Raw genomic sequence first — 21,807 nt, forward strand, 5'->3', positions numbered from 1 at the left:
TCTGGCTGCCCTCATACCGGGGCGCAGTGGACAGCGCGAAAGCAAGGGATTCCGGATGTCTCTCCATAGAACGACGCTGGTGAAGCCGTGGCAGCGGCTGGCCGCGGCCGTGTCCGCCGCCACCCTCGGCGTCGGTCTCCTCGCGGGATGCGGCAGCGACTCGGCGGACGAGAAGAAGAACGACGACGCCCCGGCCGCGGCCGAGGGAGCGTTCCCGGTCACCGTGGAGCACGCGTTCGGATCCACCGAGGTCGCCAAGGCACCCAAGCGGGTCGTCACCGTCGGCTACACCGACGACCAGGCCGTCCTGGCGTTCGGCATCAAGCCGGTCGGCATGGTCGACCAGTACCCGAACCCCACCGGCCAGTCGCCCGACATCAACACGCAGTGGCCCTGGGTGAAGGACCAGTGGGGCGACACCCGCCCCGACGTCGTCATGAAGAACGGCGACGCCGGCCCCAACTTCGAGAAGATCGCCTCCCTGCGCCCGGACCTGATCATCGCGGTCTACTCCGAGGTCGACAAGGCGGCCTACGAGAAGCTCTCCAAGATCGCCCCGACCGTCGGCCGCACCAAGGGCGAGAAGGAACTCTTCAGCGCCCCGTGGCAGGACAACGCGGTGCACATCGCCAAGGCGCTCGGCAAGGAGAAGGAGGGCGCCGAACTGGTCAAGGGCATCCAGACCAAGCTGGACACCGCCAAGAAGGACCACCCCGAGTTCGGCGGTAAGACCGCCGTCGCGCTGTCCTGGTACAAGGACTCCATCTCGGCGTTCACCTCCACCGATGTACGTGGCCGGCTCGTGACGGGCACCGGATTCACCTACCAGACCGAGATCGACAAGATCGCGGACGGCAACTTCTCCACCGAACTCTCGCCCGAGCGCATCGACCTGATCGACGTCGACCGCATCTTCGTCATCAACGACAAGGCGGACACGGACGCGCTCAAGAAGTTCGAGCTGTTCAACAACCTGCCCGCCGTCAAGAACGGCAACGTCTCCTACCTGCTGGACAGCGAGGGCCCCGCGATCGGGGCGGCGATGTCCCAGGGCACCCTGCTCTCCCTGCCGTACGCGATCGACGAGCTCGTCACGTCGGTCAAGTAGAGATGACGACCCGCCGCCCCGCTCCCCGGCGAGATTTGGTCTCCGTGTGACTGCCACCGACACCCGCGTCGCCCCCACGACCCTGCACACGGCCACCGGAGGCGAAGCCTCCCGCTGGGTGGCCCGGCACTGCCGGCAGGCCCCGTGGCTGACGGCCTCCACCGTCCTCACCACGGTGGCCGGAGCCGCGCTCCAAGTGCTGCCCGTGCTGCTGCTCGGCCGGGTCGTCGACGGGGTGGTCGGCGGTGAATCACGCTCGATACTGCTCACCGTCGGGGTGCTGATGGTGGCCGCCGCGCTGTTCGGCGCGGCGGCCACCGCGGCCTCCACCTTCCTGATCGGGAAGCTCGGGGCCGAACTCCTCGCACGGCTCCGGGAACAAGCCGTCCGCGCCGTGCTGGGGATGCCCAGCTCACGCGTCGAAGAGGTCGGCCGGGGGGACGTGCTGTCCCGCGTCGGCGACGACGTGGCCGTCATCTCCAAGGGCATCCGGACGGCCATCCCCACTGTGTTCTCGGCCGGTGTCCTGGTCGCCATCGCGACGATCGGCATGTTCGGACTCGACTGGCGGCTCGGCCTGGCCGGAGCCTGCGCCCTGCCCGCGTACGCACTGGCGCTGCGCTGGTACCTGCCCCGCTCCGCGCCCCTCTACCGCAAGCAGCGGGTGGCCCAGGCCGACCGTGCCCAGGCGCTGATCAGCGGACTCAACGGGATCGACACGGTCCGGGCGTACCGCCTGGAGGGCGCCGTACGCGAGAAGGTCACCGACGAGTCCTGGCGGGTGCGCAACCTCGGCGTCGAGGTGTTCCGCTTCTTCGGGCGGTTCGTCGGCCGGGAGAACCGGGCCGAGTTCATCGGCCTCGTCCTGATCCTGGTCGTCGGTTACGCCCTCCTGGAGGCGGACGCCGCCACCCTGGGCGAGGTGTCGGCCGCCCCGCTGATGTTCCACCGCCTGTTCACCCCGCTGGGCGCCATCATGTTCACCTTCGACGAGGCGCAGAAGTCCGGCGCCAGCCTCACCCGCCTGGTCGGTGTGTTCCACGAGCCCTCCGAGGAGCGGCTGGTGGGCGACGGTTCCGTCCTGCCCGCCGACGTCGCCCCGTACCCGGTCACGGTGGAGGGGCTGACCTTCAGCTATCCCGGGTCCGAGGACCCGGTGCTGCGGGAGGTGTCCCTGTCCATTCCGGCCGGCGGTTCGCTCGCCCTGGTCGGGGCGACGGGCGCCGGCAAGTCGACCCTGGCCGCACTCATCGCCGGCATCGGGAGACCGCAGGCCGGGTCGGTGCGCATCGGCACGCACGACCTCGCGACCATGGACGAGGCCGGGGCCCGCGCCCTGGTGAGCATCCTGACCCAGGAGACCCATGTGTTCTCCGGTCCGCTCGCCGACGACCTGCGGCTCGCCGCACCCGACGCGAGCGACGACGAACTGCTGGACGCGCTGCGTACGGTCGGCGCCGGAGCCTGGGTCGAACTGCTCCCCGACGGTCTGCACGCCATGGTCGGCGAGGGCGGCGAGCGCCTGGACGTCACCAAGGTCGCCCAGATCGCCCTGGCCCGGCTGATGCTCAGCCGGTCACCGGTGGTCGTGCTCGACGAGTCGACCGCCGAGGCGGGCAGCGAGGGCGCCGCCGAGCTGGAACGCGCCGTGCTGGCCGCCTGCTCCGGCCGGACCACGCTGTTCGTGGCCCACCGCCTGACCCAGGCGATGGCCGCGGACCGGATCGCCGTGCTGGACGAGGGGCGCGTGGTCGAGGAGGGAACGCACAGCGAGCTGGTGGAGCTGGGCGGCCGGTACGCCCGGCTGTGGCGTGCGTGGCGAGAAGGAAGTTAGGCAAACCGGCCCCAGGCCAGGTCAACTCGCATACCTCGGAAGGATGCTGAGACGTCGATGACGGAACCGAGCGCTTCGCGCGTACTGCTGTCCCCCGCCCGGCTGGCCACCGTACGCCGGCGGATCGGCGACTACAGCGACCGCACCGTGGTCGAGGCGTGCGCCGTCGGACTCGCGTACTGGGCGACCGGCGCCGGCCCGGCCGGCATGGACCTCACCCCCGCCACGCCCTTCCCCGACCTCCTCGGATGGATCCACAACGGCGGGAGCGGGACGGGGGCCTGGGAGACCGACGCGGAGAGTCTCCACATCACGGTGCCGCCCGGCGTCGACCGTGCCGACGCGCAGCAAGCACTGGACGACCTGGCGGACTTCCCGGACCGGCCCGTCGGCGCCATAGGCCCCTCCGGTCCTCGGGCGAGGATCGAGGAGCTCGCCCGGTGGAACGACACCCGGGCCGACCGGCCCCGCCCGACCATCATGGAGATGTTCCGCGAACAGGCGCGCCTGCGGCCGGACGCCGTCGCGATCGTCGACGAGCACCGCTCACTGACGTACCGGCAAGCAGCCGAACAGTCGGCCCAGTTGGCCCATCACCTCCTCGAGCGCGGCCTCGAACCCGAACAGGTCGTCGGTATCTCGCTCGGCCGCTCCGCCGAGATGGTCATCGGCCTCCTCGCCGCCCTCCAGGCCAGGGGCGCGTTCGTCCCCCTCGACCCCCAGTGGCCGGCCGCCCGCCGGGCCGTCGTCGCCGAGGACGCCCGGGTCGTGCTGCAGCTCGACGCCACGGGCAAGGCCGGTGCCGGGGAACCGGACGCCGTCGCCGTCGACCTCGGCGACTGGAAGTACGGGGCCCATCCGGCGGACGCGCCCGACGCGACCGTCCCCGGCGACGCCCTGGCCTACGTGATCTTCACTTCCGGCTCCACCGGACGGCCCAAGGGCGCCATGATCCGGCACGAGGCGATCAGCGAGCGCCTGCTCTGGCAGTCCGGCGAGATCCTCCACTTCGGCCACGACGACGCGTCGCTCTTCAAGGCCCCGCTCTCCTTCGACATCTCCATCAACGAGATCTTCCTGCCGCTCGTCACCGGCGGCCGCCTCGTGATCCTGCGGCCCGGCGGCGAACGCGACCCGCACCATCTGCTCGGCGTCATCGCCGAACAGCGCGTCACCTTCACCTACCTGGTCTCGTCCATGCTGGACGTCCTCCTGGAGATCGCGGGCGATTCCGGCCGCCTCGACAGCCTGCGGCACGTCTGGTGCGGCGGCGAGGTGCTCACCCCGGAGCTGTACGAGCGTTTCCGCGCCCGGCTCGACATCCCGCTCTACCACGGCTACGGACCCGCCGAGACGACCATCGGCGTCTCCCACGTCATCTACCGGGGCGCCGCCGAACGCCTGTCGACCTCCATCGGCAGGGCCAACCCCAACACCCAGCTCTACGTCCTCGACGACGAACTGCGCCCCGTACCGGTCGGCGTCGGCGGCGAACTGTACGCCGGAGGCCTCCTCCTGGGACGCGGATACGTGGGCGCACCCGGCCTCACCGCCTCCCGCTTCGTGGCCAACCCCTTCGCCTCGGACGGATCCCGGCTCTACCGCACCGGCGACCTGGCGCGGTACGCCCCGGACGGGTCGCTGGACTTCCTCGGCCGCGCCGACAACCAGATCAAGATCCGCGGGATGCGGCTGGAGATCGAGGACGTCGAGGCAGGCCTCGCCGAACACCCCGGCGTACGGCACAGTTGCGTCGTCGCGAAGAAGAACACGGCGGGCGGCACCTATCTGGTCGGCTACGTCATCCCGTCCGCCGGCCACGAGGAGCTGAACGCGGACGCGGTCACGGCCTGGGCCGCCGCCCACATGGTCGAGTACATGGTGCCCGCCCACCTGGTCGTGCTGACGGAGTTCCCCCTCACCGCGAACGGCAAGATCGACCGGAACGCGCTCCCGGAACCCTCCGTGGGCACCGGAGCCGCCGTGGCGCCCGCCACCGAGAACGAGCGCCTGGTGTGCGAGGCCGTCGCGGCGGTGCTGCGGCTGGACGAGGTCGGCGTGGACCAGGACTTCTTCCAGCTCGGCGGGGACAGCATCCTGGCGATCTCCCTGCTCAGCGCCCTGCGCGAGGCCGGCCTCCATGTGAGCGCACGCCAGATCTTCACCCATACCGTCGTCGGGGCGCTGGCGGCGGTGGCGAGCCGTGAGGCCGCCGCCGTGGACCACGGCGACGTCGGCACCGGCTCCGTCGTGGGATCGCCCATCGTGCAGTGGCTCGGCGAGACCACGGACGCGATCGACGGCTTCGTCCAGTCCGTCGTCCTCAACACCCCGGCGGAGCTGACCGCCGAAGCCCTCGACGACATCCTCGCCGCCGTTCTCGCCCGGCACGACATGCTCCGCGCCAAGCTGGTACGCGGCGAGCGCTGGGGCTTCGACATCCCGCCGGCCGGGCGGACCGCCCCCTGCTGGGAGCCGAGCGACGCCCCACTGACCGAGTGCGTCGCCCTCGCCACCACGGCGCTCGACCCGGACAACGGCGTCATGCTGCGGGCCGTCTGGCGCCGCGCGGCACGGCAGCTCGTCCTGGTCGCCCACCATGTGGTGGTCGACGGCGTGTCCTGGCGGATCCTGATGGACGATCTCGCCACCGCCTGGCGTCAGCACTCCTCGGGAGAACCCGTCGAACTGCCCCCGGTGGGCACGTCGTTCAGGCGCTGGACCCAGTTGCTGGGCCGCACGCCGTTCGCCCCGGACCGGACCCACTACGCGAGGCCGCTGCCCGCCGCCGACGCGCCGCTCGGCAGGCGTGCCCTCACCGCGACCGACACCGTGGAACGGGAGCGGACCCGGACCGTCACCGTCGGATCAGGGGTCACGGCGGCGCTGCTCGGCGAGATCCCCGCGAAGTTCCACGCGGGCGTCAACGACGTCCTGCTGACCGCGCTGGCCGTCGCCCTCGCCCGGTGGCGCCGCGACCGGGGACAGGGCCAGACGTTCGCCCACATCGAGCTGGAAGGGCACGGCCGTGAGGGCCGCTTCGTCGCGGACGCGGCCGGATTTGAACCCGAACTGTCGCGCACCGTGGGCTGGTTCACCACCCTCTTCCCCGTCACCGTGGACCCCGGCACGGCGAGCGACCTCACCGCGCCCGGCTACCTCACAGCCGCCCTCAAGGCGGTCAAGGAGGACCTCGCCCGGGTCCCGGGCAACGGCCTCTCCTACGGCGCCCTGCGCTATCTGACCGGCGACGGACCGGCCGCCCCCGCGCCGCAGGTGCTCTTCAACTACCTGGGCCGCTTCGACGCGGGCGGCTCCGAGAACTGGCAACCGACCGGAACGACCGGGCAGTTGGGCGAGAAGCGCGACCCGCTGATGCGGCTGCCGCGCGCCCTGGAGTTCAACGCGATCGCCGAACCCGACGCGAACGGCGCCTACGAGCTGGCCACCACCATCTCCTGGCCCGAGGGCGTGTTCACCGACGAGGACATCACCGCTCTCGGCGACCACTTCGGCTCGGCCCTCACCGCACTCGCCGCGCTCGAAGAGGGCGGCCACACCCCCAGCGACTTCCCGCTGGTGCCGCTGACCCAGGCCGACGTCGACGCCCTGGACAGCCCGGCGCTGCACGACATCCTGCCGCTCACCCCGCTGCAGGAGGGCCTCTACTTCCACTCCGTCTTCGACGACGACGCCACGGGCAGCTACGTCGAGCAGCAACTGCTCACGCTCGACGGCGATGTGGACGCCGACCGGCTGGCGGCGGCGGCCACCCGGCTGCTCACGCTCTACCCCAACCTGGCCGCCCGGTTCACGGCCCTCGCGGACGGCCGGGTCGTCTCCGTCGTCGAGAGCGGCAGGAGCGCGCCCTTCACCGCGCTGGACCGCCCCGGCCTCACCGACGAGGAGATCCGCGACCTCGCCGAGCGGGACCGCCGGGCCGGGTTCGACCTCGCCACCGGCCCCCTGATGCGCTACACGCTCATCCGCGCCGGCGCGGGCCGCACCGTCCTGGTGCAGACCGTGCACCACATCATCGCGGACGGCTGGTCGGTGCCGCCGATGCTCCGCACGCTGCTGGCCGAGTACCACGCGCCGGGATCCGTGTACGCGACCGGCGGCTACCGCGACTATGTGGACTGGCTCGCCGGACGCGACCAGGACGAGAGCGACCGGGTGTGGGGCGAGGAGCTCGCCGGACTGCCGGGCCCCTCCCTGGTCGCCGAGGGCCACACCCCCTCCGAACGGTTCGCCGACATCGCGGTCGAACCCGCCGACGACATCGACGTGGCCGCGCGCTCGGCCGGAGTGTCCTTGAGCGTGGCCGTGCACAGCGCGTGGGCGGCGACCCTGGGCGGGCTCCTGCACAGCAGGGACGTCGTCTTCGGCTCCACCGTCTCCGGCCGCGACGCCGAGGTCCCCGGCATCCGCGACATGGTGGGCCTCTTCATCAACACCATTCCGGTGCGCGCCCGTTGGTCCCCGGACGATACCGCGGGCGAGCTGCTCGACGCGGTGAAGCTGCACCAGGGTGCGGTGCTGCCGCACCAGCACGTCTCCCTGGCGCGGATCGGCCGGCAGAGCGGACAGGGCTCCCTCTTCGACACCCTGGTGGTGTTCGACGTCGCCACCGACGTGGACGCCCTGCGCCGACCGGACGACACCCTCACCATCACCGACATCGTCAACGAGGGTGCCCCGCACTACCCGTTGACGCTCGTGGTCGAGCGCTCGCCGGACGGCCGCGCGCGCTTCAACCTGATCTACGACGGTGAACTCCTGCGCCCCGCGGGTGCCGAGGCGATCCTGCGCACCTTCACCCGGAGCCTCACCGAGCTGCTCGACCGCCCCGACGCCCCGGTCGACACACTGGCCCCCGCGACCGGCCGGACCCCGGAACGGGTGACCCCGTCGACCCTGGGCGAGCTGTTCGACGCCGCCGCACACCGCGACCCGGCGGCCACCGCCGTCACCCAGTGCGCCCTGGACGGCAGCGCCCGCTCCCTCACGTACGGCGAACTGTCCGACGCGAAGACGCAGTTGGCGGCCGCCCTGCGTGCCGCCGGGGTCGGCCCCGGGCAGCGGGTCGCCGTCGCCGTCCCACGCTCCCTGGAACAGGTCGTCGCCCTGGTCGCCGTCGTCACCGCCGGGGGCGCGTACGTCCCGCTGGACCTGGCGTACCCGGACGAACGGCTGGAGTACATCCTCGCCGACGCCGCCCCGCAGGTCGTCCTCGTCGACCGGGAGCAGCAAGGCCGCTTCACCCGGCTGCTGGACCGCGCGGGCGTGAGCGCCCGCGTCATCGTCCAGGGCGACGACCTCCCGCTGGACACCACCGTCCCCGAGGTCCGCCCGGGCGACCCGGCGTACGTCATCTACACCTCCGGCTCCACCGGCCGGCCCAAGGGCGTCGTCGTCCCGCACTCCGCCGTGACGGCGCTCCTCGCCAACACCCGGCCGGACATGGACTTCTGCCCCGACGACGTCTGGGTCCAATTCCACTCGTTCTCCTTCGACTTCGCCGTCTGGGAGCTGTGGGGCGCACTCGCGCGCGGCGGCGAACTGCTGGTGCCGGACTACGGGCTGACCCGCTCGCCCGTCGACTTCCACCGGCTGGTCCGGGAACGCGGTGTGACCGTCCTCAACCAGACCCCGTCCGCCTTCTACCAGTTCATCGAGGCCGATCTGCGCTCCGGCGAACCGGCCGGTGCGCTGCGCCGCATCATCTTCGGCGGCGAGGCGCTCGACCTCGGGCGGCTGCGCGGCTGGGTCGAGCGGCACGGCACCGCGACGCCCGAGCTGGTCAACATGTACGGCATCACCGAAACCACGGTCCATGTCACCCACCGGGTGCTTAGCGACGAGGACTTCGCCCGCGACGACGACGCCAGCCCCATCGGCGGCCCGATCCCCGGCCTGACCACCTATCTGCTCGACGACCGGCTGCGACCGGTGCCGCCGGGCCGGGTGGGCGCCATCTATGTCGCGGGCGACCAGGTGTCCCTCGGCTACCTCGGCCGCCCCGGGCTCACCGCCGGACGGTTCGTGGCGGATCCGTTCGCGGCGGACGGCTCCCGCATGTACCACACGGGCGACCTCGCCCGCCGGACCCTCGACGGCGAGCTGGAGTTCGCGGGCCGCGCCGACGACCAGGTGCAGCTCAAGGGATTCCGCATCGAGCTCGGCGAAGTGGAGAACGCTGTACGGGAGGTGGACGGCGTCGTCGATGTGGCCGTCACCGTGGCGGACAGCGGCGACCATCTGGTCGCCCACGTCGTCGGCGAGCCGCCCGCCGACCTCACCGCACTGCTCTCCGCCAAGCTCCCCGTGCACATGGTGCCGGGCCGGGTGCTCCCGGTCGACGTGCTGCCGCTGACGGTCAACGGCAAGCTGGACCGCGAGGCGCTCACCGCGCGGGCCGCACAGCCGGACACTCCGGCGGCCACGGGCACGTCCGACGCCTCGACCGCCCTCACCGCCCTGACCGGCATCTTCGCCGAGGCCCTGCCCGGCGCGACCGTGGACGCCGACACCGACTTCTTCGGCGCCGGGGGCGACAGCATCGTCGCCATCACCGTGATCAACCGGGCCCGGGCGCTCGGCCTGCCGATCGCGCCCCGGGACGTGTTCCTGTTCAAGACGCCCCGCGCCCTCGCCGGCCACCTCGCGACGCGCACCCCGGGACCCGCGCCGACGACGGCGCCCTCCCGCCGCGAGGACGGCCCCCTGCCCCTCACGCCGATCATCCTGCGCCAACGCGCACTGGGCGGCTCGCTCGACCGGTTCGCCCAGGCCAGGGCGTTGCCCGTCGCCGAGGAAACCGGTCTCGCCGACATCCGGCGCGCGGCGAACGCCGTCGTGGCCGCCCACCCGGCCCTGCGGCTGCGGCTGCACGTCGAGCACGGCGTGTGGGCCCTGCGCACCGAACCCGCCCGCGAGGCCGCCGTCGCAGCCGTCGTGCTGCAGAGCTCCGCCGACGCGACGGCCGCCGCCCATGAGGCCGCCGGACGGCTGGACCCCGAGGCCGGGGACGTCATCGCGTTCTCCTGGCTCGCGGCGAGCCGCACCCTGGTCGTCACCGCCCACCACCTCGCCGTGGACGCGGTGTCCTGGCTGGTCATCCTCGACGATCTGGCCACCGCCCTGAGCGGGGCCGCGCTGCCGCCGCCGACCACGCCCTACGCCGCGTACGCCGAAGCGCTGGCCGTACGGTCGGCGGAGTCGGCCGAGGGCCTCGGCCAGTGGATCACCACCCTCCAGGCCCCGCCCCTGCTGCCCACGGTCCAGAGCCTCCGCGAGCGGACGGCCGTCCTGCCGCCCGGGGCGAGCGACCGGGTCACGCGCAGCGCGCCCGGAGCACTCGGCCTCGGCCTCACCGAGCTGCTCTGCGGAGCCCTGCGCACCGCGCTGACCCGGATCCAGCCCGAGCCCACCGACCTCGCCGTCGAGCTGGAGCGGCACGGCCGGGTTCCGGCCCGGGAGGGCCACGACTACTCCCGTACCGTCGGCTGGTTCACCTCCATCGCCCCCGTACGCCTCACCGCCCACACCGACCCCGTCGCCGCGGCCCGCGAGATCGCCGAGCGGCAGCCGGACGAGGACGGGCATGTCGTCTACGGCCGGCTCAGGTATCTGAACCCGCAGACGGCCCCGTTGCTGACCGCCCGGCCGCAGGTCCTGTTCAACTACCTCGGCCGGGGCGGCGAATCGGAGGCCCTGCGGATCACCGGCGGCGACCAGGGCGGTAGCCCGTACGCCGTCGAGGTCAACGCCTGGACCGACGAGACCACCGGCTCCCTCCACGCGGACTTCACCCTCGCCGAGGGCGTGCCCGACGCGATCACCGAACACTGGCTGGCCGCCCTGGAACAGCTCGGCGACGCGTCCGCGACGGCCGAGCGCACGGCCCCGGTCACCCCGCTCCAGCGCGGCCTGTTCTTCCAGGCCCAGATGGCGGGCGTGGCCGGACACTACGTCGCCCAGAGCTGGTTCACCTTCGACCGCCGCCTGGACACCGACGCGCTGGCCGAGGCGATGGCGTACGTGATCGCCCGCCACCCCGTCGTCGGCGCCGGGTTCACCACCGACGACGACGGGAACCCGGTCCAGGTCCTCAAGGCCGGCCGACGGGTCGCCGTCCACACCGTCGACCTGGCGACGGACGCCGAGATCGAGGCCCTGCGCAGCCGGGACCGCGAGCGCGGCTTCGACCCCGGAGAGCCGCCGCTCGTCCGGATGACCGTGGTGCGCCGGCCCGACGGCCACGACGGCCTGCTGCTCAGCTACCACCTGCTGCTCTGGGACGGCTGGTCCCGCGAGATCCTGCTGCGCGATCTGTTCGACGCGTACGAGGCCGTCGTCGCGGGCGAGCCGTGGGACGCGACCCCGGCCGTGCCGGGCTTCGAGGAGTACGCCCGGACGCTCGCCGCCAAGGACCCGGCCGTATCGGAACGCTTCTGGGCGGACCACCTGGCCGGCCTGCCCGGCCCGACACTGCTCGCCGGACCGGCCCCGGCCCTCAGCGAGGAACTGCCGCAACCGCTCGTGCACACCCTCTCCGCCGAGCTGACGGACCTGCTGCGCGCGACGGCCCGGGACCGGGGCGTCACGCTGAACTCGGTGCTGACCGGCGCCTTCGGTCTCCTCCTCGGAGCCCGTACCGGCCGACCCGACGCCGTGTTCGGCGTCACCGTCTCGGGCCGCGAGGGCGAGGGGCACGGCGACATCGTCGGCGTCCTGCTCAACACCGTGCCCCTGTGGACGCGGGCCCGGCCCGACGACTCGGTCGACGCCTATCTGTCGGCCGTGCAGGCGGCCCGGGTGGCGGCGATGGACCATGAGCACCTGGGACTCGGCGAGATCCAGCGGGCCGGCGGGCACGACACCCTGTTCGACAACCTGTTCGTGCTCCAGAACTTCCTGGACCTGGACGCGTTCGCCGCGATGAACGCCCGCCACGGCATCGCCTCCGTGCAGGCCGACGACTCCACCCACTACCCCTACACCTGGGTCGTCACGCCCGGCGACCGGCTCACGGTCAAGCTGGAACACCGCCATGGCGACCCCGACAGCGCCCGCGCCCTCCTCGACGACTACCTGCGCGTCCTGGAGGACCTGGCACGGGCGACCGGCCCGCTGGGCGCACTGCGCGGCCTGGGACCGGACCCCGAACCCGCCGTGCGCACCGAGGTCGGCACCGACACCGTCGTCGACCGCTTCGACCTCGCGGCCGACCGCGATCCCGAGCGGGTCGCGCTCGTCGCCGACGGTACGACCATGACCTTCGCCGAACTCCGGGACCGCAGCCGGGCCGTGGCGGGCGTCCTCGCTCTGCGGGGCATCGGCCCCGAGAGCACCGTGGGCCTGGCGATCCCGCGCTCCCTCGACTGGATCGCCGCGCTGTTCGCGGTCCTGCGCGTCGGAGCCGCCTATGTGCCGCTGGAGCTGGACCACCCCGACGAGCGGATCGCGGCGATCGTCGAGGACGCCCGGCCCGAGGTGATCCTCACCGTGAGCGCGGTGTCGCCCCGGCTGACCGGCGAACTCATCGAGCTGGACCGCCCGTTGCCGGAGGCGGATCCGTACACGACGTTCGCGCCGGACGACCCGGACCGCCTGCGCCACCCCGCGTACACCATCTACACCTCGGGATCGACCGGGAAGCCGAAGGGCGTGGTGACCGAGTACGCCGGGCTCACCAACATGCTGATCAACCATCAGCGCCGCATCTTCGAGCCGGTCCTCGCCGAGCACGATCACCGGGTCTTCCGGATCGCGCACACTGTGTCCTTCGCGTTCGACATGTCGTGGGAGGAGCTGCTGTGGCTCGCCGACGGCCACGAAGTCCACATCTGTGACGAGGAGTTGCGCCGCGACGCACCCCGGCTGGTGCAGTACTGCGTCGAGCACGGCATCGACGTCATCAACGTGACACCCACCTACGCCCAGCAGTTGGTGGCCGAAGGGCTCCTGGAGGACCCCGAGCGGCGGCCCGCGCTGGTGCTGCTGGGCGGCGAGGCCGTCACCCCGACCCTGTGGCAGCGGCTCGCCGAGACCGAGGGCACCGTCGGCTACAACCTGTACGGGCCCACCGAATACACCATCAACACCCTCGGCGTCGGCACCTTCGAGTGCCAGGACCCGGTCGTCGGGGTGGCCATCGACAACACCGAGGTGTACGTCCTGGACCCCTGGCTGCGACCGCTGCCCGACGGGGTCCCCGGCGAGCTGTACGTGGCGGGCGTCGGCATCGCCCGCGGCTATCTCGGCCGCAGCGCCCAGACCGCGCACCGCTTCGTCGCCTGCCCGTTCGGGGCACCCGGGGAGCGCATGTACCGCACCGGGGACCTGGTGATCCGCCGGCCCGACGGGAACATCGCCTATCTGGGCCGCACCGACCAGCAGGTCAAGATCCGCGGCCACCGGGTCGAACTCGGCGAGGTCGAGGCCGTGTTCGCGGCCCACCCGGCGGTCCGCTTCGTCGCCGCCGTCGCCCAGCCCGACCCGGGGGTCGACGGCGCGTACCGGCTGGCCGCCTATCTCGTCCTGGCGGGCTCCGCCGACCTCGCACAGGTCGCGGGCGAGGTGGGCGCCGGACTGCCGGACTTCCTGCGCCCGACGCACTTCGCCCAGGTCGACAGCATCCCGCTGACCGTGAACGGGAAGGCCGACACCAAGGCGCTGCCCGAGGCAAGGCCGCTCGGCGCCCTGACCACGGCGGGCGAGCGCGGCCCGGAGACCGAGACCGAGAGTGTGGTCTGCGAGTTCTTCGCCGAGGCGCTCGACCTCGACGACGACGAGGTCAGCGCGGTGAGCGACTTCGTGTCCCTCGGCGGGCACTCCATGCTGGCGGTGCGGCTGATCGGGCTGCTCCGCCGCGAGTACGGTCCTGTCATCACCATCCGCGATCTGTTCACCCTGCGAACCCCGGAAGCGATTGCCCGCCACCTTGATGAGAATTCCTGACCCTGATGAAGACTCCTGACACCACACGGCCCCGCCCGGGGGCCGCCATCCTGCGGACGGCACTGCGCCGCAACATCGGCGCCATGATCGCGGGCACCGTCCTCATGGGCCTGTACCAGGCGGCCGAGACCGCGTTCCCCATCGCGCTCGGACTGATCGTCGAGCACACGATGCAGGACCGCAGCCTCGGTTCGCTCGGCGTCTCGATCGGCTCGCTGGCCGTGATCATCACGACGGTGTCCCTGTCGTGGCGGTTCGGCATGCGCGTGCTGCAGAAGGCCAACACGACCGAGGCGCACCGCTGGCGGGTGCAGGTGGCCGCCTGCGGGCTCCAGCCGGTGGCCAGGGACGTGGACGGGCTGAAGTCCGGCGAGATCCTGACCATCGCCACCGAGGACGCCGACCAGACCGCCGACATCATCGAGGTGGTGCCGCTGCTGATCAGTTCACTGGTCGCGGTGGTCGTCGCGGCGGTCGCCCTGAGCCTGGCCGACCTCCGGCTCGGTCTGCTGGTCATCGTGGGGACCGTCGCGATCCTGTCGGTCCTCGCCGTGCTGTCCAAGCGGATCGGGGCCAGCACACAGGAACAGCAGGCCCGGGTGGCCCGGGCCGGCGCCAAGGTCGCCGACCTGATCATCGGGCTGCGCCCACTGCACGGCTTCGGCGGCAACCACGCCGCCTTCGGCGCCTACCGCAAGGTCAGCACGGACGCCAAGCGCCAGGCGATCACCGTCGCCCGGGTGAACGGGACGTACGCGGGCACCGCACTGGCCCTCAACGCGGTCCTCGCCGCGGCCGTCTCCCTGACGGCGGGCTGGCTGGCGTTCGAGGGGCGGATCACCATCGGGGAACTCGTCATGGCCGTGGGCCTCGCGCAGTTCATCATGGAGCCGCTCAAGATGTTCTCCGAGATGCCCAAGTACGTGATGATGGCCCGCGCTTCGGCCGAGCGGATGGCCCTGGTCCTCACCGCGCCGCCCGTGACGACGCCGGGGCCCGAGCGCCCCGAGCCCGGCGGGAACCTGGAGGTCGACGGCGTACGCCACGGGACGCTCCAAGGGATCGAGTTCACCGTTCCGGCCGGTGAGTTCGTGGCCATCGCCGCCTATCAACCGCGCGCGGCGGCCGAACTCGCCGCCGTCCTCGCGGTGAACGTCGCCCCTAAGGCGTACGGGGGAGTGGTGCGGGTCGGCGGCCGGGAGCTCGGTGACCTGTCGATCGAGGCGGTCCGCGAACACCTGCTGGTGAACCCGTACGACGGGGAGATTTTCGCCGGCACTCTCCGGACGAACATCGACCCGTCGGGCAGTGGGCGGTCGATCGCGGAGGCCGTGGAGGCGTCCATGCTCACCGACGTCGTCGCCCTCCACCGCGAGGGGCTCGACTACGCGGTCCGCGACCGGGGCGCGAACCTCTCCGGCGGACAGCGCCAACGGCTCTCCCTGGCGCGGGCGTTGGCCGCCGAAACCGAGGTGCTGGTGCTGCACGATCCGACGACGGCCGTCGACGCGGTCACCGAACAGCTCATCGCGCGCAACGTTGCCAAGCTGCGTCGCGGCCGCACCACGCTCGTGCTGACCAGCAGTCCGGCGCTCCTGGACGCGGCGGACCGGGTGCTCGTCCTGGACGGGGGCGTCATCACCGCCGAGGACACCCACCGCAACCTGCTCGCGGGGGACGAGGCGTACTGCCTGGCCGTGGCCAGGTGAGCCACCGGCCAGTGCTGAGCCACCGGCCAGTGCTGAGCCACCGGCCAGTGCTGAGCCGCCGCCCCTCCCGGTGGTGGCTCAGCCGAGCGCCCAGGCGACATCCCTGAGCAGGGCGTGCCGCCAGCCCGCCCGGTCGTGCCCCGACGCCGAACGCGACACCCGCACCGTGGCGCCGGCCTCCTCGGTCAGCGTCTCGGTCAGCTCGCAGTGCGGCAGCATCGGGCGCTCGTGCTCCCCGACGTCGAACGCGCACCGCAGCCGCGACAGGTCGGCGCCCCGGCGCAGCCGCTCGACGATCGCACCGCCGACCGTCCCGCCCAGCGGATCCGGCAGGTTCACGGCTCCGGGCGCCCACCAGAAGGACCCCGACTGGCAGGCGACCCGCGAGACCAGCTCCGGGAACTCCAGCGCCGCGTAGAGCGCGCTCAGCCCGCCCAGGCTCTGCCCGGCCACCACCAGCCGGTCCAGGTCGGCCGGCACCCCGCAGCCGCCCACCAGCGGCAGCAGTTCGTCCCGGACCGCCTCCCACAGCGCGGGGCGACAGCCGAACTCGGCCTCCCGGTCTTTGGCCGGCAGGAAGACGAGAGTGACCGGGGGCAGGTCACCCGCGGCGACGGCGGCGTCGAAGGCGGTCACGGCCGGGTGCAGATGCAGCCAGTCGTCCCCGTCGAGCAGCAGCACCACAGGACCGCCACCGCCCACGGGATGGACCCGCACGGTGCGCCGCCCGCCGAGCCGGTCGCTGTTCCAGCGGATCCGAGTGCGGGGGAGGGGCAGCACATCGTCCGCCCCGAGGTCCGGCCAGTGCGGCTGCGGCGGGGCGTCCGGCGTCGCGGCGATGGACCGGTCGCCGCCCGCGCCGGCCGGGTTGAACGGATCGGCGTGGGCCGCGTCGCCCACGAGGACGCGGTAGGTCACCCGCAGCCGCGCCGGCATGGGCACTTCGGCGTACCAGCAGTCCGTACCCTCCCAGCGGAGCAGCGGCACGGGCGGCGACCAGCTCTCGAAGTCGAGCACGGCCTCGGCGCCGCGCCACAGGAAGAGGGTCCGCCAGCCGTCGCCGACGGGGATCGACGCGGGCGTCCGCGCCGCGGCCCAGAACGCGTCGGTGCCGGGGCGGCCCGGCAGACCGAAGGCGGCGAAGGGCTTCTCGGCGTCGGCGGTGTGGCCCCGGTGGGAAGCGGTCATAAGGGGACCCTAACCCAATGCCCCTCACGGCAGTTGGGGACGCCGAGGCCTGTGGGTCAGCCCGAGGACGCCGCGCGCAGCATACGGAGCTGCCCGATCTCCGCCACGTTCTTCATCGGTTCGGCGTTCACCCATGCGGCCATGTCCGCGACGGTGCGGTCGGGGTCCTGCTCCCAGGGGAACGGGGCGGTGGCATCGAGGGCCGCGTCGTCGAGGCCTTCCAGCACGCCCGGCCACGCCTCCCGGAGCTCACGCAACCAGCCGATGGCTCCCTCTGATCGAACTGCCGGCGCAGAAGGTCACATCGCGAAGCGTCCACCGGGCGACCCTGACATATCCGTACGCCCCCGACAACGCGCTTTCCCGCGAGTTCCCGCGAGCAGCCACCCGCTAGTACGCGGCGAGCCGCTCCATCAAGGCGACGCTGTGCGCGAGCGTTTCCTGCTCCTCCGCGCTGAGTTCGAGGTCGATGGCCCGGGCGAGCCAGTCGGCCCGGCGGTCGCGCTCGGCCCCGAGCGCCGCCCGCCCCGCCTCGGAGAGGTCGACGAGGGACTTGCGGCCGTCCGTCGGGTGCGCCCGGCGGACGAGGAGACCTTGGTCCATGAGGAGTCCGACCGCACGGGCCATCGACTGGGGGCGCACGCGCTGGTCCGCTGCGAGGTCGCTCGTGGTCATGGCCCCGTCCCGGTCGAGGACGCCCAGAACGGCGACCTGGCCGTGCGGGATCCGGTCCTCCTGCTTCACGCGCCGCGCGAGTTTACCCATGGCGGTGCGCAGATCGGCGGCGACGGTGGCGGGTTCCGGGGTGGGCATAGGGCACTTTAACCCGCGGCCGCCAGCGAGTCTGTGCAGGTCACCTGCACAGCACAGCTGCACAGCAAAGCTCAACAGCAAAGCTAAACAGTCAATCTGAACAGCATTGCTGTAGAGTTGCGCTGTCGCGGCTCGCGCCGGCGCTGTCGCACCAGTGCCGCGGCATGTGACTACGGAAGGACCTCGCATGGCCCACAAGGCAGCTGAGCCCACCGCCATCCAGTCCGTCACCGCCCGCCGGATCATCGACAGCCGGGGCAACCCCACCGTCGAGGCCGACGTCCGCCTCGCCGACGGGTCCCTCGGCCGGGCGGCGGTCCCGTCGGGCGCTTCCACCGGGGCCCGGGAGGCCGTGGAGCTGCGCGACGGGGACGCCGGGCAGTGGCACGGCAAGGGAGTCGACCGTGCGGTCGCCCACGTCAACGGGGAGATCGCGGCCGCGGTCGTGGGCCGCGACGCGGACGACCAGGCGGGCCTGGACGCCGCGCTCGTCGCGCTCGACGGCACACCCGGCAAGTCCCGGCTCGGTGCGAACGCGGTCCTCGGGGTCTCCCTCGCCGCCGCCAAGGCCGCCGCGGCGGCCCACCGCCAGCCGCTCTACCGCTATCTGGGCGGCGCCGACGCCCGCCTTCTGCCGCTGCCGATGATGAACATCATCAACGGCGGGGCGCACGCCGACAATCCGCTGGACTTCCAGGAGTTCATGATCGCGCCGGTGGGTGCGAAGACCTTCGCGGAGGCCGTCCGCATGGGTTCCGAGATCTTCCACACCCTGCGGCGCGACCTGCTCGCCGCCGGACATGCCACCGGCGTCGGCGACGAAGGCGGCTTCGCGCCCGCGCTGCGCACCGCCGAGGAGGCGCTCGACTTCGTCCTGAGCGCCGTCGAACGCACCGGATACCGTCCCGGCGCGGACATCGGCCTGATCATGGACCCGGCCTCGTCGGAGTTCTTCCGCGACGGGGCGTACGTGTACGCGGGCGAGGGTGTGCGCCGGACCCCCTCCGAACAGGTCGACTACCTGGTCAAGCTGATCGACGCGTACCCGATCGTCTCCATCGAGGACCCGATGGCCGAGGACGACATGGACGGCTGGCGCGAGCTGACCGCCCGCGTCGGCCACCGCTGCCAGCTCACCGGCGACGACGTGTTCTGCACCGACGAGGCGCAGGTGCGCGAGGGCATCCGTACCGGCGTCGGCAACTCGGTCCTGGTGAAGGTCAACCAGATCGGCACCCTGACCGAAGCCCTCGCCACGGTCGCCACCGCGCGCCGTGCGGGCTGGAGTGCCGTGATGTCCCACCGCTCCGGCGAGACGGAGGACACCACGATCGCGGACCTGGCGGTGGCGACGGGCTGCGGCCAGATCAAGACCGGCTCGCTGTCCCGTTCCGACCGCACCGCCAAGTACAACCAACTGATCCGGATCGAGGAAGAGTTGGGCGAGTCGGCGCAGTACGCGGGCGGGGCGCTGCTGTCCCGCTCCTGACCGCCCACCGCCCACCGCCGCGACGCGGGTTCGTACGCCGCACCGTCGTGAAGGTGCCCAGACCTGGGGCCACCTTACGCCGGGCGGACGGGGGCCAGCCGGACCAGGCCTCCCGCCTCCTCCTCCCGGGTCAGGCCAGGGGCGGCGGCGCGCAGGATCCTCTCCGCGATCGGCTCCTGGGCGATCACGCGGTCCGGGAGGACCGGGATGTCCGTCCCGTCGTACAGCGCGAGCGCATCCCAGTCGTCGGGGTCGGAGATCCCGTACCGGTCGACGATCACGGCACGGGTCGGCACGGGCAGGCGCGTCGCGGCGGAGGCGACGGCCGCCTCGACGCGCTGCGCCTCGTCGGGGCAGAGGCCGTCCAGCCACAGCGTCTGCGTCTCTCGGCCCAGGGCCTCGGGCGCGTAGGCGTCGATCACATTCGTGTCCGAGGTCAGCCACCAATTGAACGTGAGGGAGGCGATGCGCAGGCCCAGCAGGCTGCCCAGCTCCTCCGGGCGCATCAGGACGTCGTCACCTTCGATGTCGAGCACCATGGCCGCACCCCTGACCGGATGCACGATCCTGATCCCGAACTCCGCGAAGAGAGCGACCTGTTCGGCGAAGGCCGCAGCGGTCGCGGCTTCCCGGTACCACTGGATGAACCCGTCTGCCATGGCTGACGGCCGGACAGCTCGACGGCGTGAACATGCGCGTCCCTCCACATGGAGGACACCCGGTGCACTCTCCGGCCCCGACCGGCGAGGCGCTTCCCGGACTCACCCGTCCCCCTCGACGTTGGCGATCATCCTGCGCAGCACCTTGAGCGCGGCCACGTACTGCTCGTCGCTGATGCCCTCGTGGACCACGGCGCGCTGCTCGGTCACCAGCGCACGCAACCGGACTCTGGCCTCCTCCCCGGCCTCGGTGAGGTGCAGGCGTTGCTCGGCGTCGACGCGGAGCCATGCGCGGTGCAGCAACTGGTCGATCACTCTGGCGATCTCGTACGGTCCGTCGGCGAGGGAGGTCAATTGACTGATCACCTCGTCGCGACTCGGCTCCGCGGGACCGCTGTTCACCCGGTTGAGCACCCAGTACTGCGGCTGCGTGACGTCGATCCTCGCCATGGCGTCCCGCAACTGCCGGGTGACCGCGGCGTGAGCCCGGCCGCTCCAGTAGCCGATGGGTTGAGTGGCCGGCATGTCCTCGGTGGCGGCCGGATCCGCCGGAGCCTGATCGGTGGTGGTGCCCGTCAACGGTTTCATGATCGCGACGCTACATTCCCCCGGGGTGCGCGAGCATCTGCGCATGCGACGGCACACCGTACGGCTGCGCCCGAGCGGCGCCCCCGAGACGCCGAACGGGCGGCCTCCGGTAGACAGTTACGTCCACCGGAGGCCGCCCTCCGTTCGCGGCAAGGCCGGTCCGGGCCGCCGGACACCGGACCGTCTCACCGCTCCCGGGTCACCGGGTCCGGGCCGAAGAGGCCCGGGTCAGGGGAAGTTGACGACGGTCGAAGGGACCGTCGACGTTCCCGAGGTGGGGGAGCCGGTGGTGTTGATGACGTGCTCGTACTGGCCGTTGCCGCCGAGCGAGACGACGAGCAGGTTGTGGAACTTCACGCCGGGCTTCACCGGGGCCTTGAAGCCGTGGCCCTGGACGATCGTCGGGTCGACGTTGTAGTAGCAGTAGCTGCCCATGCCCCAGCCCTCGTGCTGTTCGACCGAATCGTCGACCCGGTAGGCCGCGTAGCCCTTCGTGTCGCCGTTCTGGATGGCGGCCTGGTTGGGTGCGTCGTAGGCCTTCTCGTTCTGGAAGAAGATCGTGCGGCCGCGCTCGCCGTACCACTCCACGTCGTACTTGTTGAAGTGCTCGACGAACAGGCCGGTGGCCAGGACGTCGTCGCCGTTGACGCGGACGCCGTAGTCGGCCCGGTTGGTCTCCCAGCCCCAGCCCTCACCGTGGTCCGCACGCCACACCCACGTGTGGTCGATGATCGTGTCGTCGCTGTTCACCACGATGCTCGTGGTCGCCTTGCCGGGACCCGCGCCGCCGATCCGCACGAACACGTCCTGCAGCGACGTGGGGTTGGCCGAGTGATCGGCGGACGCGCCCTGCGGCCCGACCTCCAGCAGCGTCTCCGAGTTGACCGGGCCGGCGTCGATGAGGAAGCCCGCCAGCTTCACCCCGTCGACGTCGGCGACCTTCATCGCCGTCACGCCGTTGTCCGGGATGATCGTGGCGAGGCCGAGGCCCAGGACGACCGTGTCGGCCCGGTTCACGTTGATGGTCTGGTCGATGTGGTAGACGCCGGGCGTGAACAGCAGGTTCAGCCCCTGCGCGAGCGCGGCGTTGATCGTCGCGGCCGTGGCGCCCTGCTTGACGACGTAGAAGCGGTTCAGCGGGATGGACTCGCCCTGCTGGGCGCCGCCGTCCCAGGAGACGCCGCGCGCGTTCTCACGCTTCTGCGGCACGAAGACCTTGTAGTCGTTCCCGTCGAGGTAGAGGAACGGCTTCTCGCGGGAGATGGGCGTGGTGTCCAGCGTGGTGTACGGCGGCTCCGGGTAGCTCGCCGCGGGTGCGCCCTGGACACCGGAGAACGTCATGTTCCACACGGCGTTGGTCCAGCCGCCCACCGAGCTGTCGCGGGTGTACCACTGCTGCTGGGAGTACGGTCCGACCTCGCCGTCGATCTTGCTGTCGGCGATGTAGCCGCCGC

At 72.1% G+C, this 21,807-nt stretch carries 9 protein-coding genes and 2 pseudogenes; 5 read left to right on the forward strand and 6 right to left on the reverse strand.

What is annotated here, in order from left to right; translation table 11 throughout:
- Nucleotides 1-55: 55 nt before the first annotated feature.
- Genes ACIQPT_RS29825 through ACIQPT_RS29840 form a run of 4 tightly spaced genes read left to right on the forward strand, consistent with a single transcriptional unit; the run spans nucleotide 56 to nucleotide 15,616 of the window.
- On the forward strand, nucleotides 56-1,108 hold the full coding sequence (locus ACIQPT_RS29825; RefSeq protein WP_401160320.1) for an iron-siderophore ABC transporter substrate-binding protein: 1,053 nt from the start codon (nucleotides 56-58) through the stop codon (nucleotides 1,106-1,108).
- A 46-nt stretch (nucleotides 1,109-1,154) separates the two neighbouring features.
- Nucleotides 1,155-2,942: an ABC transporter ATP-binding protein gene (locus ACIQPT_RS29830; RefSeq protein ID WP_401160322.1), complete on the forward strand. Its 1,788-nt coding sequence runs from the start codon at nucleotides 1,155-1,157 to the stop codon at nucleotides 2,940-2,942.
- A 57-nt stretch (nucleotides 2,943-2,999) separates the two neighbouring features.
- A complete protein-coding gene (locus tag ACIQPT_RS29835; RefSeq protein WP_401160324.1) occupies nucleotides 3,000-13,907 on the forward strand; it encodes an amino acid adenylation domain-containing protein in 10,908 nt (3,635 codons plus the stop codon).
- Between the two features lie 5 nt (nucleotides 13,908-13,912).
- Complete coding sequence (locus ACIQPT_RS29840) at nucleotides 13,913-15,616, forward strand: ABC transporter ATP-binding protein (RefSeq protein ID WP_401160326.1); 1,704 nt, start codon at nucleotides 13,913-13,915, stop codon at nucleotides 15,614-15,616.
- A 78-nt stretch (nucleotides 15,617-15,694) separates the two neighbouring features.
- Here the strand turns inward: ACIQPT_RS29840 and ACIQPT_RS29845 are convergent, their stop codons facing one another.
- The 3 genes and pseudogenes from ACIQPT_RS29845 to ACIQPT_RS29855 form a co-directional block, all read right to left on the reverse strand.
- Entirely contained in the window at nucleotides 15,695-16,804 is a 1,110-nt protein-coding gene (locus ACIQPT_RS29845; protein WP_401160328.1) for an alpha/beta hydrolase-fold protein, read from the reverse strand.
- A gap of 56 nt (nucleotides 16,805-16,860) precedes the next feature.
- A pseudogene (locus tag ACIQPT_RS29850) lies at nucleotides 16,861-17,079 on the reverse strand (DinB family protein); the annotation flags it as partial.
- 115 nt (nucleotides 17,080-17,194) lie between these two features.
- Nucleotides 17,195-17,617 carry a MarR family winged helix-turn-helix transcriptional regulator gene (locus tag ACIQPT_RS29855; protein ID WP_401160330.1) on the reverse strand — a complete coding sequence of 141 codons (423 nt, stop codon included), beginning with the start codon at nucleotides 17,615-17,617 and terminating at the stop codon, nucleotides 17,195-17,197.
- A gap of 187 nt (nucleotides 17,618-17,804) precedes the next feature.
- On the opposite strand from ACIQPT_RS29855, the gene eno reads away from it, so the two are divergent.
- Complete coding sequence (gene eno, locus ACIQPT_RS29860) at nucleotides 17,805-19,106, forward strand: phosphopyruvate hydratase (protein ID WP_401160332.1); 1,302 nt, start codon at nucleotides 17,805-17,807, stop codon at nucleotides 19,104-19,106.
- A gap of 74 nt (nucleotides 19,107-19,180) precedes the next feature.
- Here eno and ACIQPT_RS29865 read toward each other — a convergent pair whose 3' ends face one another.
- The 3 genes and pseudogenes from ACIQPT_RS29865 to ACIQPT_RS29875 all read right to left on the reverse strand — a co-directional run.
- A complete protein-coding gene (locus ACIQPT_RS29865) occupies nucleotides 19,181-19,765 on the reverse strand; it encodes a hypothetical protein (RefSeq protein ID WP_401160334.1) in 585 nt (194 codons plus the stop codon).
- A gap of 102 nt (nucleotides 19,766-19,867) precedes the next feature.
- Nucleotides 19,868-20,353, reverse strand: coding sequence for a MarR family winged helix-turn-helix transcriptional regulator (locus tag ACIQPT_RS29870; protein WP_401160335.1), 486 nt, complete (start codon nucleotides 20,351-20,353; stop codon nucleotides 19,868-19,870).
- A 228-nt stretch (nucleotides 20,354-20,581) separates the two neighbouring features.
- A pseudogene (locus ACIQPT_RS29875) lies at nucleotides 20,582-21,807 on the reverse strand (coagulation factor 5/8 type domain-containing protein); the annotation flags it as partial.

The organism is Streptomyces sp. NPDC091289 (assembly GCF_044757365.1).
Taxonomy (GTDB): Bacteria; Actinomycetota; Actinomycetes; order Streptomycetales; family Streptomycetaceae; genus Streptomyces.